Here is a 12,535-nt window from a genome sequence, read left to right as displayed (position 1 = left end):
AAAATCGCGGGTATTTTACCCCATTTTGAGTTAATTTACTGCACAGACTTTAGTAATATACTAAAGCAAGCAGATGTTGCCAGAATGGCGCAGCCGTACAGAGAAGTGACCATTATGACCAAGCAATCCAAACAAGAAGCCCTGATCCAGGCATTTAAAAATTTGCTGAAAGAAGAACGCTTTGGCTCGCAAGGCGATATCGTCGATGCACTCAAGGCCCTTGGCTTTGATAATGTCAGTCAATCCAAAGTATCCCGTATGCTCAGTAAGTACGGCGCTGTTCGTACCCGCAATGCTAAACAAGAAATGGTCTACAGCTTGCCGCCGGAGCTGGGAGTGCCAACCACCAAGAGCCCGCTGCGTCAGTTGGTGCTGGATATCGAACACAATGATGTGATGATCATTATTCGAACCAGTCCGGGTGCCGCTCAATTGATTGCCCGCTTGCTGGACTCCGTTGGCAAGGCAGAAGGTGTGCTGGGTACCATCGCCGGTGACGATACCATCTTTATTGCCCCCATCAGCGTCAAAAATATCAACTTTACCCTGGAGAAAGTAACTGAGCTGTTTGAGAAGGTATAAGCCGCTGCAACAACAGAGACTTAGCCACGTTCAAACTGCTCTAAAAAGCTGACCGAAGGAGCAAAAAATGCAGCTCCCAAGTCAGCCTGGCTGTAATCCAGCAAGCGATCGTAAGCATCTGTAGCCAGTTCATTTAATCCCAAACGTTGGCGCATCAGCGTTTCAAAAGCCGTGCTGTCTGCACTGTAGGATAGCCAAATCAATCCTTGCTGCTTTAAATCTGCAAAAGGCATGTTTTGCGTCAGCAGCGGTAACGGCTGCTGTCGATCTTTATCCTGATAGAAACACAGGCTGTGGCAATCGGACTCCAATTGCGCCAGAGGCAGCCAGTCCCCATCGGCTTTGTTGCGCCCAATAATGGCTTGCTGGGCCGACACCGGTAACAACTGCCAGCGCTTGATGTCATGCCGAAAGCGTTGTAAATGAAGATAACTGCCCGCCACAAACTGCGGCTCCTGCTCCATAGTCAAGAGTGCAAGCTCCCGCCGTTTTCTGCCTCGCACGGCTTCCGGTGCATCAATAAAACCGGTCAGATCCCGCCCATCCAGATAACGAAAACCACGTATTTGCTCTACCAGTTCTACTGCAGGCGCCAACATCTGAAACAACTGCTGCGCTACCAGGTAATTCACATCCTGTCGATCCGAGCGGATTTGCAACAGCAAATCAAAGGAGTCCGCAGGCATCAGCAGTTCAGACGACTCCAGCACCGGAAAAGGCAGCAAACCGGCCGGTCGGGCCTGAGGGTACAAACTGTCCCAGTAGCTGGCACCAACAGCGACCACCCCAGTCAGCATGGCTTCGGAAAAGTGATCCGCCAGCTGGCTCAGCAAGGCAGGGATCTGCGCCAGTTGCTGCCTGATAAAGCTTTCTTGTCCATCCAACGCATTCAAAAGCAGATAATCCCCATGCAAATTGGCTTCAGCACAAATGCCCAATTGCTCTCTTGCCATGCGTTTTGTACTCCTTTAATCCTTAAACGGTGATCATTCCTCACCTTGCCCTGGGGCCTGAAAAGACAATTATCCTATTTCCTTGTGAGATATATCTCACAAACAGGTGCGCCAAAGCGGCAAAAACTGCCTTACACACACCACCACCTAAAAGTAAGTTATTGTTTTATATTTAATTTAAAGAAAAAACTCACTTTTACAATAATATGACAACAAAGATTTTTTCTTACACTCGCTGGCTGTCGCCACCCGTTCAGCTGATAATAACCATGTCAGCGGATGACAGGTTCAGGATGAACAAAGCGCAACAGGATGTCACTTATTATATGTCATTTTAAGTGAATAGCGATGCACAGGATGTGTGAAGGACGATTCAGGACAGGTTCAGGACGAACCCGCATGATAGGATGACATGCAGGCAATGGATGCCGGTCAGGATGACCGCAGGACTTACTCAGGATGAGTAACCATGGCAAGGCAGCCAGGGCAGGATGCACAGGACACGCAAAGGACAGCAAGTGACTTTCGGATAAAGTCAGTAAAGGGACCAGGCAGGACGCCACGATCGACAGGATTTCGATTGACTAGCGCAGATGGAACCCAAGGATGAAGCAGGACCACTCAGGATGAGTGTGAAGCAGCAGGAAGCCGCTTCTAAGGAGAGTAGGACACGGCAGGAAGGCCATGCATGGAACCTTCAGGATGAAGGCATAGGAAGCCAGGCAAGGATAGCAACAGCAGGAAGCTGAGCACAAGACGCAAGACGGCCGCTAGTAGTAGTGCGGCCGTTTTCTTTTCTGGCCCTTTCTTTTATTCCCGATAAAAAATCCCGCTGCCCTAACCAAGCTGCAGCGAGATGATCTCATTGTTTCCATAGAATCTTGGTGGCCCGAACCCTCAGGTTCCTGCTAATCCGGCTTTACCTGTGGCTAAGGCCGAATCAGCCAGGTGCCGGGAGACGCCACCGACATCTCCCGGTTCCATTACTTTACTGAAGAAACAAATTCCGGGTAGGCTTCCACACCACACTCACTCCGATCGACCCCTTCGTACTCAGCCTGCTCGCTGACACGAATGCCCATCACTTGCTTCAGAATCGCCCACACCACCAGGCTGGTAACAAAGACCCAGACAAAGATCGTGGCAGCACCAATTAACTGGCCGCTGAAACTGCTGTCGCTGTTGGTTAATGGCACCAGGAGCAGACCAAACAAACCGACCACACCATGCACCGAAATGGCACCGACCGGATCGTCGATTTTCAGCTTATCCATGCCGATAATGGCACCGACCACAATACAACCAGCAATGGCACCAAATAGGGTAGCCTGCAATGGTGTCGGGGTAGAAGGCTCGGCGGTAATGGCGACCAGACCAGCCAGAGCACCGTTAAGTACCATGGTTAAATCGGCTTTACGGAACAGTACCACCGACAGGATCAGCGCACCAATGGCACCGGCAGCAGCTGCCGCATTGGTGTTGACGAACACCACCGCCACTTCGTTGGCATTGGCCATATCGCCCAGCTTTAACACCGAGCCGCCGTTAAAACCAAACCAGCCCATCCACAGGATCAAAGTACCTAACGTAGCCAGTGGCATGTTGGCTCCCGGAATAGCGTGGGCTTTGCCATCAGCGGTGTATTTGCCTTTGCGGGCACCCAGCAGCAGCACACCAGCCAGGGCAGCAGACGCACCCGCCATATGCACAATGCCTGAGCCAGCAAAATCAGAAAAACCTAGCTCGCCAAGGTCATACAAACCAAACACTGGCAGCTCACCCCAGGTCCAGCTGCCTTGTACCGGGTAAATTACCCCGGTAAGGACAACAGCAAACACCAGGAAAGCCCATAGTTTCATCCGCTCAGCTACAGCACCGGAGACTATCGACATCGCGGTTGCCACAAAGACCACCTGGAAGAAGAAATCGGACGCACCGGCATAGATAGAGTCGCCGGTAAAACCATCTTCCCGACCGGCAAATTCGGCCAGGGTCGCATCGACATCCAGCTCGGTCATACCGCTTAAGAAAAAACCGCCCTGATACATCAGCTGATAACCACAGATCAGATACATGATGCAGGCAATGGAATAAAGCGCGACGTTTTTGGTCAGAATTTCGGTGGTGTTCTTCGAGCGCACCATGCCAGCTTCGAGCATCGAAAAGCCAGCAGCCATCCACATCACCAGCACACCACACATCAGAAAATAGAAGGTGTCCATGGCAAATTGTAAGTGATAGATTTGTTCTTGCATGGTCGTTCTCCCTAGATGGCGTCTGCGTCGGTTTCACCGGTACGGATCCGTACCACCTGCGACAGCTCAAACACAAAGATTTTGCCGTCACCGATGCGTCCGGTGCAGGCCGCTTTTTCAATGGCTGCGATCAAACGATCTACATGCTCATCCAGCGTGGCAATCTCCAGTTTGACCTTGGGTAGAAAATCCACCTGGTACTCAGCACCACGGTAGAGTTCGGTATGCCCTTTTTGCCGCCCAAAGCCTTTGACTTCGGTGACCGTTAAGCCTTCAACGCCAATCTCCGCGATGGCTTCGCGAACATCGTCCAGCTTAAAGGGCTTGATGATGGCACATACAAGCTTCATAGATGTTTCCTTCTGGGTTTATCGTTATGGTTGCCATCAGCATAAGGAAGTCGTGTGCCAGTTTTATAAGTCACTGAATAAGAAGTGATAAGTTATTTATTTTCTGTTTTGCCATAAAAAAACGCACCATGAAGGTGCGTTGATTCCCAGCGAAAGTGCAGTCTTAGCGGTAAGCACCATTCAATTTGGCCTGCTGCCCGGCCACAAACACCTGCCATTGCTCTACCAGCTTAATCAAATCGACCAGGCCACATTCTGCCTGTAAATTGTCCTCGTCCAGCGTGAGCTCACTGCCAGCCAGTTTATCCGGCAAGGGTTCATGCTCCAGCTCCAGCAAGGCGTGATGACACACCAGCACATCGCCATCCTCGACAAAGAGTGACCAGTTCTTGCCCTGATACTGCCAGCTGCTGTGCTGACCTAAACCATGCAAATCCCGCAGCAGCCCATGATAACCGGCCTGATCCAGTACAAATTCATCCAGCAGGAAACGAGCGATCGCATCTTGCTCGGATGGTAGCTGCAAACTAAAATTGCCACTGTCCCGGCTGTAATAAAATTCGTAATCCACAGTGCTTACCTCCTGCTCTGGATTATAGCGCAAAGCCAACCACCATGCTGCGCATCGACGGTTATTTCCGCTCTGGACACTGATAGCAGGTTGGCTGGCGCGGACAGCTGGTGCCGCGCGAGCAAATCAGTTCAGCTGGCTTGTCCAGGCTGCGACTTATCCAGTTAATATTCAGAATATTGGCCACACTAATGAGCGGGCTTCGCACCGAACTGGGGATCCTGGCACCACCGCCCTCGGCAATGCACAGCGCTTTCATATCCGCTGCCAGGCTGTCTGCATCCAAACCTTGCGCTTCCAGCGCTGGGTTGAGATCAATGCCAGCACAAAGCACATGCGCATTACCGGCCAGATCGGTCACCCGCACCGATTCGCAGCAGTATATACGTGGCCGGCCATGCACATCGAGCAAAGACAACTGAGCCGAACTGCCCTGCCCCTTCACATCAAACATGCGAAAAACCGCCCAATGTTGGCAAGGGTCCTCCACGGCCCGCATATTACCCCAGGGCAGCGGGATGCCATTGCCCCGATACACCGCTTTTAACTTCCCCGGTGTATAGGCATCAAAGTAATGCCAATGCGGGTAGCTGGATACTGCCGTCATCCGGCGCATTGCGACCGAAGCCGAAACCTCAGCCAGCTTATGGCTACTGATTTCATAACCATGACGGTCGAGCAACTGGCGAAACGGCACTTTTGGACACAGCAAAGCTCCGGCAAAAAAACTGGACTCAAAGTCACGCCAGGCATGCAGAATATCTTCCGGCGACACCCGGTCGGTCACCATAGCACCGGAACTGTGCGCCCCCCCAACCGACATGGCGCTTTTTACACCATCTTTGTTGTGCAACACAGCATGACCAATATGCACCGCCAGCTCGTATTTCAACCGGGTAGGGAACTGCTGCAGCAAGCGGTTTAGTTTTAACGCTTTTGGCGGCTCGAACCAGGACGTCGGCACATTGTTGCTGCGCACTCCCAGCTCATCCACCACCTCTGCCGGCACTTCATCAAACCAGCTGATCTGCAACCCCTGGGCCTTCGCCAGCTGCAGCAAATCCTCGACACTCAGTGGCATGCGCTTTAAACCAATCTCCTCTGCGGCCCGTTCCAGCTCGGGAAAATGATTTTGATGATGCTCCTGGTGCGCCCGGATCAACAGCTGGGCAAACTGGCGTGAGCTGGTACCGGTTTGTGACAACATTTCCGGCAAAGCAATTTGCAGGATATCCGGCGAGAACAAAAAACCCGGCTCCAGTGGCATGCCATGAATGCCGCCACGGCTGCCTTTATTCGGAATAATATCTTCCTGCTGCTCCTCACCATCCAAAAACCAGTCCAGTGGCTTTTGAAATACCTCGGCAATCACTTCCAGCATCTCCACACTGGGCACCCGCTTGCCACGCTCTATCATGGATAAATAGGAAACCGAAGGAGCGTACTCAGGGCTCACCCGCACACAACGTGTCGACAAGTCGTCCATGGTTAAGTGATTGCGTTTACGCAAGTTTCGTATTTTGGTACCCAGGAAATGGGACTTTCGCAGCAAGGATTTATTGGCTTTCATTTTGTAAAATTCACACTGTAAAATTTTTATTGTCAAATTACTCTGAAAATTAGCCTAGACTAAAAATCGAGCAAGGGCAATAACTCCCTGCCGGTACCCGACAGCACCAGTGGCATGAACCACGGGCAAACCATACGGATAGAGAGTGAGGAATTGACAATGAATACGATGACACAAGCCGCTACCACCCAGCGCGATGTTCAACCGCTGATTCAGCAAGAGATCAGCCAGATCCATCAACTGAACGAGCATCATGTCCAGCAAGTCATGGCGTATTCCAAAGGCTTGCTGGATAAATTATTTCCGCTAACTGAGGGCTCGCACCGCGATGTCTGTCAGTACGAAGTGTACTATCAGCATCTGCTGGCATTCTTCGCCGATGGCCGCAAAGCCGGTTTGCAACAACCTGGGCAGTTTGTTGCACTGTGCGGTCGCAAAAGCGCGCCGGATGCGCTGGTGTTCAAACAAGACGGCCGCCATGTTGAAATCAGCCTGGGCCACGGTGAGCACAGCGACGCCGCCGGCATCAGCGATATTCAGGTGGAACTGCCCGAACAGCAAGCCTGGTTCAGCCTGGTACATGGCCGCCAGTTGGCTGCCGAGCCAAAACAATTCACCGCACCGGATGGTGAGGACTATCAGATTGGTTAATTCATGGATCAATCAGGGCGGCAATACCGCCCTGATGTTAACTTAACAAGCTCAATGCTTCAGGTACAAATGGTCGCCCTCGGGCATTCACCGCCGTACCAATCACCAAAGCTTCCAGCATCACTTTCTGATCGCGACTGCGGATCACCTGCTGGCGAAAACCAAACCGCAATTTGGAGATGGGTTCATACGCGACCGTGACTACAAAGAGATCGCCACTTTGTAGTGGAGCTTTGTAATCCAGTTCTGAGCGCACCACCACCAGATTGACCTGCTGGCGGGCTAACTCGGCGAAATCAATGCCCTTGCTGTGCAAAAACTCATGACGGGCATGCTCCAGGTAATTGAAATAGACCCCATTATTGACAATAGCCTGCATATCGCACTCGTAGTCACGTACTTTAAATTCAACCGCAAACACCTGCACTTCTCCGTAGCGAAATGGTTTAAATAGGTGGTCAGTGTATCAAGGAATATCACTCAGCTGGTCAGATTTATTGTCAGGATCCAGGTCTATCCGGATCCTGCCAGGGAGCTTTTAACCGGTCGCTTTTGCGGCGTTTAAAAATGGAGCCGTTACGCTCCGTCCATTCACTGTATTTGCGGTGCACACCCCGACGCATCGCCGAAGACGAATTCTCCAGCACATCAATGCCCACCAGCACGGTCACCACCAATAAAGACAACTTAATGGCCGCAGCATCCTGACCAATGCCGATGCAAACACCAATGGCAGCCAACATCCAGATGGTGGCTGCGGAGGTCACGCCCAATACCATGCCATCGCGGGTCAGCATCACACCTGCGCCCAGGAAACCTACCCCGGTAATCACCTGGCCGATAATACGGGATGGATCAGTTACTTCAGTATTGGTCGACACCGAGGCGGCAATAAACACATAGGTGCCGAGCACAATCAGAATCGAGGTGCGAATACCAGCCGGCTTGCCGCGCAATTGCCGCTCTAAGCCAATCACAAAACCACAAAACAATGCCGTGGCTATTTCCTGCCAGGCCAGTGGGCTGAGATCAAGCAGTTCGGTCAGCTCCATCATTGAGGCCCTTCCTGCAGCTTCAGCGTTATCACTGCACCATCGGCCTCGCCACAATCATGCAGTGGCTGAATGCTGGCAATCGCCAACAATGGAATAGTCTGCTCACCACGGTCGGTTTCACACAAAAGGTATTCCTGCTCTGCCGTATTGCGGGTTCCTGCGGCTCTTACTGTCCTCGTGGTCCCATCCTGCAAATTCAGCAACAGCAGCTGTTTGCGTAAACAAAAAATTTCTACCCAATCGTGCTGATCGCAGTCGATAATCATGATAGTTTCCAAAGTGATGAGATTGATTTGAGTGTAGCTGAGTTATAAACCCAAACAACCTCAAGCAGCAGATTTCACCGCCTTGTTGAAACAGAGTTCACGACAGAATAGAACGACAAACCTTCAACCAGCCGCAAAGCGCTTACTCTCTTTTATAGTAAAACCACAGATACAAGCCACCAACCATGGTGCCAATGGGTAGTGCCAGTAAATTTATCATAGCAACGGGGAGTGCCACCCGATGCACAGAATCATGTTGCTTGAGCAAATAGATACCACAAAGCAAGGTTAAAAAATCAATCATGAGTATCAGGTTCACGTGCAGCAAGAACGGGATCGGCAACAGATGTAAGAAAGGCTGGTAGCTGATATCTAACAGCTGTAGGTTGAAAAACCAGAGCACGCCAGAGCCGCCATAAATGGCGAAAGCCCATCCCGCCATGCTGTATTGTTGTTTAGAGAGCATACAGGCTATCCTTGCTATTGCGGTAAATTTCAGCTCGCTGTCAGGGTAAGCATTTGATGATGTTCATTAAGATGAACCAAAATAAACACTAGAATATACACAAAGTTCACACAGAGGGGAACATGAGCATGCTTACTGTACCAAATACAGCCCGCCTTACCTTTACCTTGCTTAGTATGCAGGACGCTGAGCTATTGTACGAAGTGGATCAGGACGAAGAAGTGATGCGCTACCTCAATGGCGGTAAGCGCAGCAGCATGGCCGATATTGAACAGACCATGCTACCCCGCATGGCGAAGTACCTCGATCCAGCACTTGGTTTTGGCATCTGGCAGCTGCGCAGGCTGAGCGATCAGGCCTATTTAGGCTGGGTGCTGATCCGGCCTATGGGTTTTGATACCGATGCACCTGCCGAAGACGATGTAGAAATTGGCTGGCGCTTTAAGCGTGCCTATTGGGGCCAGGGCTATGCCAGCGAAGCAGCCCAGGCCGTCGCCACAGCCGTGCTGGCCAATAAACCCGAGGTGCGTTCTTTATCGGCAATTGCGGTTGAAGATAACCTGGGCTCCATTGGCGTGATGCGTAAGCTTGGCATGACCTTTGTGAAGAAATACCGCCACCACGACTCTTTCGGTGAGCTGGATGCGGTGTTGTACCGGCTTAAGCTTGTTTGAGTGACCGGCGCTGCAGCAGCCAGCGTCGCCCCTTCGCCGCCAGCCTGGCAATCAAAATGGCCGGGCTCGACATCAACAACGGCAGCACAGCCCCAAAGGCCAGACTTAACGCCGCCACATAGCCCAGTACGATTTCCGGGCGGTGCAAAGGCAGTAGCAGTGCTAACAGGTAGGTACCAAAAAATAACAGCGCCACCGGCTGGCTAATACCATTGAGATACAATAAAACTAGCAGCATCCCATACGCCAAAGCCAGTACAAGCCCATACCAAAAAGCTGCTGAGTTCTGCGCTTGCGAAAGCCGCTTAGCAGCCAACCAGGCCAGCACTAGAATAATTAGTACCCCCCAGGCATCGGAGACTGCCGGAAGGTTTGGGTTCGCCAGCAAATGATGGGCATTAATGCCCCCTTGCAACCACTGCCAACTCATTTGAGCGGTAATAAACAGCACGGACAAACCAACAAGGAAGTAACCAGGGCAGTTGAGTTGGCGCATAACACACTCCTAACCAGATGAATCCATCAACCCTAGCAAGGCTTTACAGAAAAAGCACATACGAATATGTAACGATTTTCCTGAGTTGTTACAAAGCTTAGAAGTACACATGATCTCGTCTGCCAAGATAACCCTTACACTAACCTTTAAGTAAAATCATATTTTTAACTAATAAGAAACGAGATATACTCAACCAAAGTTAATTGATTGATATCATAACAAAACTTAATAAGAGGTTTTATATTTCATGAAAAAGAAAAAGCTATTAATCGTCGAAAAAGTGCAACGAACAAAGGAGTCTCTAAACTTTGTTGTGACCGCTGAGTGCCTTAAGAATATCTCAGACTCCGCGAAACAGGATTACCAAAGACAACCCAAAGACAAACCATTCCTTAAAATTGTTGAGATGGACTAAAGCCAATGCCAGTTAGAGTGTTTGTTCATGAGCGTCTAAAGAGTACAAGCCCTTCTCATGTATTGAGCAAGTTGATAGATGACTTTAAAATCTATAAAGCGACAGGTAAGTTACCAGAACTGTTTGGTCGTGATGTACCTTATGACTTCCCATTTGCGGTTAAAGAAGCAGGGTTGCAACACATTCATATCAAAGATGCGACATCAAAAAACTGGACTATACATAAGATCTCGTTTAACAAAACCAGTGACACAGCATTGATTTACTGCCAAGGTGCTATCCAAAGTGACTGCTTCTTGTTGATTGCAATCCTTGAGAGTGCACATCAAACCTACAGAACAATGCCACTTTACCTGCTTGAACTTGCTGATATTGCTGAGAAATTCAGAGAGTCGTTTTAATGAGTAGACAAAAAATGCAAACTATAAACTGGCAAGTTGGTAACCCAACTGAAATAGGCTTACATTTCGTAGCAGTACGTTATGGTAAAGGAGCGGGCGAATTCGACTTCATTAGTTGGAACGGTAGTACCTGGGAAACACAGTATGAAGGTGTGGTAGTAGCCTATGTCACACTACAAGATTTAGTCCGGCAAATACCAATTTCGTGGCCTGATTTTGACTCAGAACCCGAGTGGCCAAGGAAAAAGCATGATGTCAGTCCAGACTCTTGGGAAGAAGTCTGATACAACGCATTATATGCAACCTTCTTAAGATTCCACGGTAAATGAAGAGCTTGGATGAAGCCTAAAACTGCACAATTGATATTTGTCTCTTTAAATATATTGGCCATCTTCGCCATAGGGTATGTGATTTACGATATCTACCGTGTAGAGCAAGCGCTGCAACAGCAGCAACCGGTCATTGCATATGACTCCGGCGTAAGTGCTTTACTGCTGATGTCTATTTTTTGGCTGCTTAGCCTGGTGCAATATACGGGATTAAAACACAAAACCAGCGTTATCTATCGACATGCAGGCCTGTTGCTGATTAGCTGGTTTATTGGTAGCGTGATGATTGCCTCCCTCATTCCATTCATGCAAAAGAATAGATTCGAGCATGCAGGCTATTTTCCCTGCTCGAACCCGGCATCAATTTCCAGAGTAGCCAGAGGCAGCAGCTTGATTTACGTTCGTTTGGAACAAGCTTACCTTACCGATTTGAGCAAATCCCAGAAAAGCCAACTCACTTGTTCTTTTCTGACAAAAGGCGTTGAGAGTGCGAAATAGCAGTTTAAAAACTTTAACCACCAATTTCTATCAACAACAAAGGTTAGTTTTTTCTTTGCTTTTGGGATTGGCAAATCAATGATAGATTCTTTACCGTACTCAAGCCAAGCAGTGTCTACTTTGATAGTAACCAGTAAGTCACTCTGCCTGACCGGGCTCCAGATAGAACTCAACTTGTAATCGGAACCCTTGGTCGGATGCATAATCAACCAGATCCTGCATCAGCTGCAAAAAGCTGGTGATGGCCTCGGGATCTGTTTGCACAGCTGAGCCTGAACTAAAACGCCAACCTGTGTCCACCGCCAGTGCATCCACTCTATCCAGTAACAGATCATAAACTGCATCCCAATTATTGCCGAAATAATCTGGAAACTGAAAGTGAGTGGCAAGGCAGGCAAGTATCGTTTCTCTATCTACACGACCATCGCAAGCAAGGCAGACAGCATCGGCCGGAGCAGCTTCATACCGCAACTGCACAGATGGGTGGTCAATGAATGCGTTCATATAGGTCACCACTGATGCGACGAAAGGATTGATAGTGATCTTCTGTGTAATAAAAGACTGTCGGCGGATTTCCGCCAGTGACTACTCGCCTTGGCCCGCGATGTGACAGACCTGGTGTATTCACTGTATATTCGCGGTAGTAACCTCGGGGTTTAATCGGCAATAAACGCTCCCGGTTGTGGAAGGTAATGCCATCACGGTCATACGGAAAAGGGCCATTGCTTTGGATCCGCTGCAGCGTTTTTTGCATTTCCAACTGCTGTGCAGACACGCGCGGTTGTGCACTGCTGCCAGACTGGGTGACTTCAGCTCCTGGAGCTACCGATGGCTGATCACTATCGCCCTGGTAAAAGTGGTAAAAACCGGCCAGAACCAGTAAAGCAACAAGAAGTTTCTTCATAAAAATCCTTTTTTAAGACACTGCCTATTCAGCGCAACTATAAAAAATCATACAACACTCTAAAACCAAGTAACAGAAACAACAAAGGCCGCATTTGCG

At 49.7% G+C, this 12,535-nt stretch carries 17 protein-coding genes; 5 read left to right on the top strand and 12 right to left on the bottom strand.

From position 1 onward, the window contains the following. Nucleotides 1-114 precede the first annotated feature (114 nt). The gene (gene argR / locus QWY20_RS05610) at nt 115-582 is read left to right on the top strand and encodes a transcriptional regulator ArgR (RefSeq protein ID WP_091343761.1); all 468 of its coding nucleotides are present in this window, start codon (nt 115-117) and stop codon (nt 580-582) included. Nucleotides 583-602: 20 nt separating this feature from the next. Here the strand turns inward: argR and QWY20_RS05605 are convergent, their stop codons facing one another. The 5 genes from QWY20_RS05605 to QWY20_RS05585 all read right to left on the bottom strand — a co-directional run bounded on the left by QWY20_RS05605 (nt 603) and on the right by QWY20_RS05585 (nt 6,281). Further along, complete coding sequence (locus QWY20_RS05605) at nt 603-1,535, bottom strand: Dyp-type peroxidase (RefSeq protein WP_330128049.1); 933 nt, start codon at nt 1,533-1,535, stop codon at nt 603-605. Nucleotides 1,536-2,518: 983 nt separating this feature from the next. After that, nucleotides 2,519-3,790 carry an ammonium transporter gene (locus QWY20_RS05600; protein WP_330128048.1) on the bottom strand — a complete coding sequence of 424 codons (1,272 nt, stop codon included), beginning with the start codon at nt 3,788-3,790 and terminating at the stop codon, nt 2,519-2,521. Between the two features lie 11 nt (nt 3,791-3,801). Then, entirely contained in the window at nt 3,802-4,140 is a 339-nt protein-coding gene (gene glnK, locus QWY20_RS05595; protein ID WP_091343543.1) for a P-II family nitrogen regulator, read from the bottom strand. Between the two features lie 163 nt (nt 4,141-4,303). Then, nucleotides 4,304-4,711 (bottom strand): YacL family protein, encoded by a 408-nt coding sequence (locus QWY20_RS05590; protein WP_330128047.1) that lies wholly within the window; start codon nt 4,709-4,711, stop codon nt 4,304-4,306. 61 nt (nt 4,712-4,772) lie between these two features. Further along, entirely contained in the window at nt 4,773-6,281 is a 1,509-nt protein-coding gene (locus QWY20_RS05585; RefSeq protein WP_330128046.1) for a DUF3612 domain-containing protein, read from the bottom strand. Nucleotides 6,282-6,440: 159 nt separating this feature from the next. On the opposite strand from QWY20_RS05585, the gene QWY20_RS05580 reads away from it, so the two are divergent. Then, nucleotides 6,441-6,932 (top strand): aldolase/citrate lyase/malate synthase family protein, encoded by a 492-nt coding sequence (locus QWY20_RS05580; protein ID WP_330128045.1) that lies wholly within the window; start codon nt 6,441-6,443, stop codon nt 6,930-6,932. Nucleotides 6,933-6,969: 37 nt separating this feature from the next. On the opposite strand, the gene QWY20_RS05575 is transcribed toward QWY20_RS05580, so the two are convergent. From QWY20_RS05575 to QWY20_RS05560, 4 genes are all read right to left on the bottom strand, one after another. Next, on the bottom strand, nt 6,970-7,359 hold the full coding sequence (locus QWY20_RS05575; protein WP_330128044.1) for an acyl-CoA thioesterase: 390 nt from the start codon (nt 7,357-7,359) through the stop codon (nt 6,970-6,972). Nucleotides 7,360-7,432: 73 nt separating this feature from the next. Continuing rightward, entirely contained in the window at nt 7,433-7,984 is a 552-nt protein-coding gene (locus QWY20_RS05570; RefSeq protein WP_407935403.1) for an MgtC/SapB family protein, read from the bottom strand. Continuing rightward, nucleotides 7,984-8,253: a Rho-binding antiterminator gene (locus tag QWY20_RS05565; RefSeq protein WP_330128042.1), complete on the bottom strand. Its 270-nt coding sequence runs from the start codon at nt 8,251-8,253 to the stop codon at nt 7,984-7,986. Before QWY20_RS05565 ends, QWY20_RS05570 begins: the two co-directional genes overlap by 1 nt. Nucleotides 8,254-8,395: 142 nt before the next feature. After that, on the bottom strand, nt 8,396-8,719 hold the full coding sequence (locus tag QWY20_RS05560) for a hypothetical protein (protein ID WP_330128041.1): 324 nt from the start codon (nt 8,717-8,719) through the stop codon (nt 8,396-8,398). A 128-nt stretch (nt 8,720-8,847) separates the two neighbouring features. Between QWY20_RS05560 and QWY20_RS05555 the strand changes: the two genes are divergently transcribed. Beyond that, complete coding sequence (locus tag QWY20_RS05555; RefSeq protein ID WP_330128040.1) at nt 8,848-9,393, top strand: GNAT family N-acetyltransferase; 546 nt, start codon at nt 8,848-8,850, stop codon at nt 9,391-9,393. Here QWY20_RS05555 and QWY20_RS05550 read toward each other — a convergent pair. Beyond that, nucleotides 9,380-9,889 carry a hypothetical protein gene (locus QWY20_RS05550; RefSeq protein WP_330128039.1) on the bottom strand — a complete coding sequence of 170 codons (510 nt, stop codon included), beginning with the start codon at nt 9,887-9,889 and terminating at the stop codon, nt 9,380-9,382. The genes QWY20_RS05555 and QWY20_RS05550 overlap by 14 nt on opposite strands. 420 nt (nt 9,890-10,309) lie before the next feature. Here QWY20_RS05550 and QWY20_RS05545 point away from each other — a divergent pair, with 420 nt between their 5' ends. Both QWY20_RS05545 and QWY20_RS05540 read left to right on the top strand, forming a co-directional pair. Further along, a complete protein-coding gene (locus tag QWY20_RS05545) occupies nt 10,310-10,705 on the top strand; it encodes a type II toxin-antitoxin system YafO family toxin (RefSeq protein WP_330128038.1) in 396 nt (131 codons plus the stop codon). A gap of 338 nt (nt 10,706-11,043) precedes the next feature. Further along, on the top strand, nt 11,044-11,532 hold the full coding sequence (locus QWY20_RS05540) for a hypothetical protein (protein WP_330128037.1): 489 nt from the start codon (nt 11,044-11,046) through the stop codon (nt 11,530-11,532). Nucleotides 11,533-11,670: 138 nt separating this feature from the next. Here QWY20_RS05540 and QWY20_RS05535 read toward each other — a convergent pair whose 3' ends face one another. Both QWY20_RS05535 and QWY20_RS05530 read right to left on the bottom strand, forming a co-directional pair. Then, nucleotides 11,671-12,036: a barstar family protein gene (locus QWY20_RS05535; RefSeq protein ID WP_330128036.1), complete on the bottom strand. Its 366-nt coding sequence runs from the start codon at nt 12,034-12,036 to the stop codon at nt 11,671-11,673. Next, the gene (locus QWY20_RS05530; RefSeq protein ID WP_330128035.1) at nt 12,020-12,436 is read right to left on the bottom strand and encodes a ribonuclease domain-containing protein; all 417 of its coding nucleotides are present in this window, start codon (nt 12,434-12,436) and stop codon (nt 12,020-12,022) included. Before QWY20_RS05530 ends, QWY20_RS05535 begins: the two co-directional genes overlap by 17 nt. Between the last annotated feature and the right edge of the window lie 99 nt (nt 12,437-12,535).

It is taken from the genome of Alkalimonas cellulosilytica (assembly GCF_036325985.1).
Lineage (GTDB): Bacteria > Pseudomonadota > Gammaproteobacteria > Enterobacterales > Alteromonadaceae > Alkalimonas > Alkalimonas cellulosilytica.
The sequence above is the reverse complement of the archived record's forward strand: the minus strand, read 5'-3'. Positions and strand labels throughout refer to the sequence as shown.

Excerpts from the sequence above, each read along its gene's own strand:
- QWY20_RS05570 (WP_407935403.1), bottom strand. The coding sequence starts at position 7,984 with ATGGAGCTGACCGAACTGCTTGATCTCAGCCCACTGGCCTGGCAGGAA.
- argR (WP_091343761.1), top strand. The coding sequence starts at position 115 with ATGACCAAGCAATCCAAACAAGAAGCCCTGATCCAGGCATTTAAAAAT.
- glnK (WP_091343543.1), bottom strand. The coding sequence starts at position 4,140 with ATGAAGCTTGTATGTGCCATCATCAAGCCCTTTAAGCTGGACGATGTT.
- QWY20_RS05545 (WP_330128038.1), top strand. The coding sequence starts at position 10,310 with ATGCCAGTTAGAGTGTTTGTTCATGAGCGTCTAAAGAGTACAAGCCCT.
- QWY20_RS05600 (WP_330128048.1), bottom strand. The coding sequence starts at position 3,790 with ATGCAAGAACAAATCTATCACTTACAATTTGCCATGGACACCTTCTAT.
- QWY20_RS05550 (WP_330128039.1), bottom strand. The coding sequence starts at position 9,889 with ATGCGCCAACTCAACTGCCCTGGTTACTTCCTTGTTGGTTTGTCCGTG.
- QWY20_RS05555 (WP_330128040.1), top strand. The coding sequence starts at position 8,848 with ATGCTTACTGTACCAAATACAGCCCGCCTTACCTTTACCTTGCTTAGT.
- QWY20_RS05565 (WP_330128042.1), bottom strand. The coding sequence starts at position 8,253 with ATGATTATCGACTGCGATCAGCACGATTGGGTAGAAATTTTTTGTTTA.
- QWY20_RS05560 (WP_330128041.1), bottom strand. The coding sequence starts at position 8,719 with ATGCTCTCTAAACAACAATACAGCATGGCGGGATGGGCTTTCGCCATT.
- QWY20_RS05540 (WP_330128037.1), top strand. The coding sequence starts at position 11,044 with ATGAAGCCTAAAACTGCACAATTGATATTTGTCTCTTTAAATATATTG.
- QWY20_RS05605 (WP_330128049.1), bottom strand. The coding sequence starts at position 1,535 with ATGGCAAGAGAGCAATTGGGCATTTGTGCTGAAGCCAATTTGCATGGG.
- QWY20_RS05580 (WP_330128045.1), top strand. The coding sequence starts at position 6,441 with ATGAATACGATGACACAAGCCGCTACCACCCAGCGCGATGTTCAACCG.
- QWY20_RS05535 (WP_330128036.1), bottom strand. The coding sequence starts at position 12,036 with ATGAACGCATTCATTGACCACCCATCTGTGCAGTTGCGGTATGAAGCT.
- QWY20_RS05530 (WP_330128035.1), bottom strand. The coding sequence starts at position 12,436 with ATGAAGAAACTTCTTGTTGCTTTACTGGTTCTGGCCGGTTTTTACCAC.
- QWY20_RS05585 (WP_330128046.1), bottom strand. The coding sequence starts at position 6,281 with ATGAAAGCCAATAAATCCTTGCTGCGAAAGTCCCATTTCCTGGGTACC.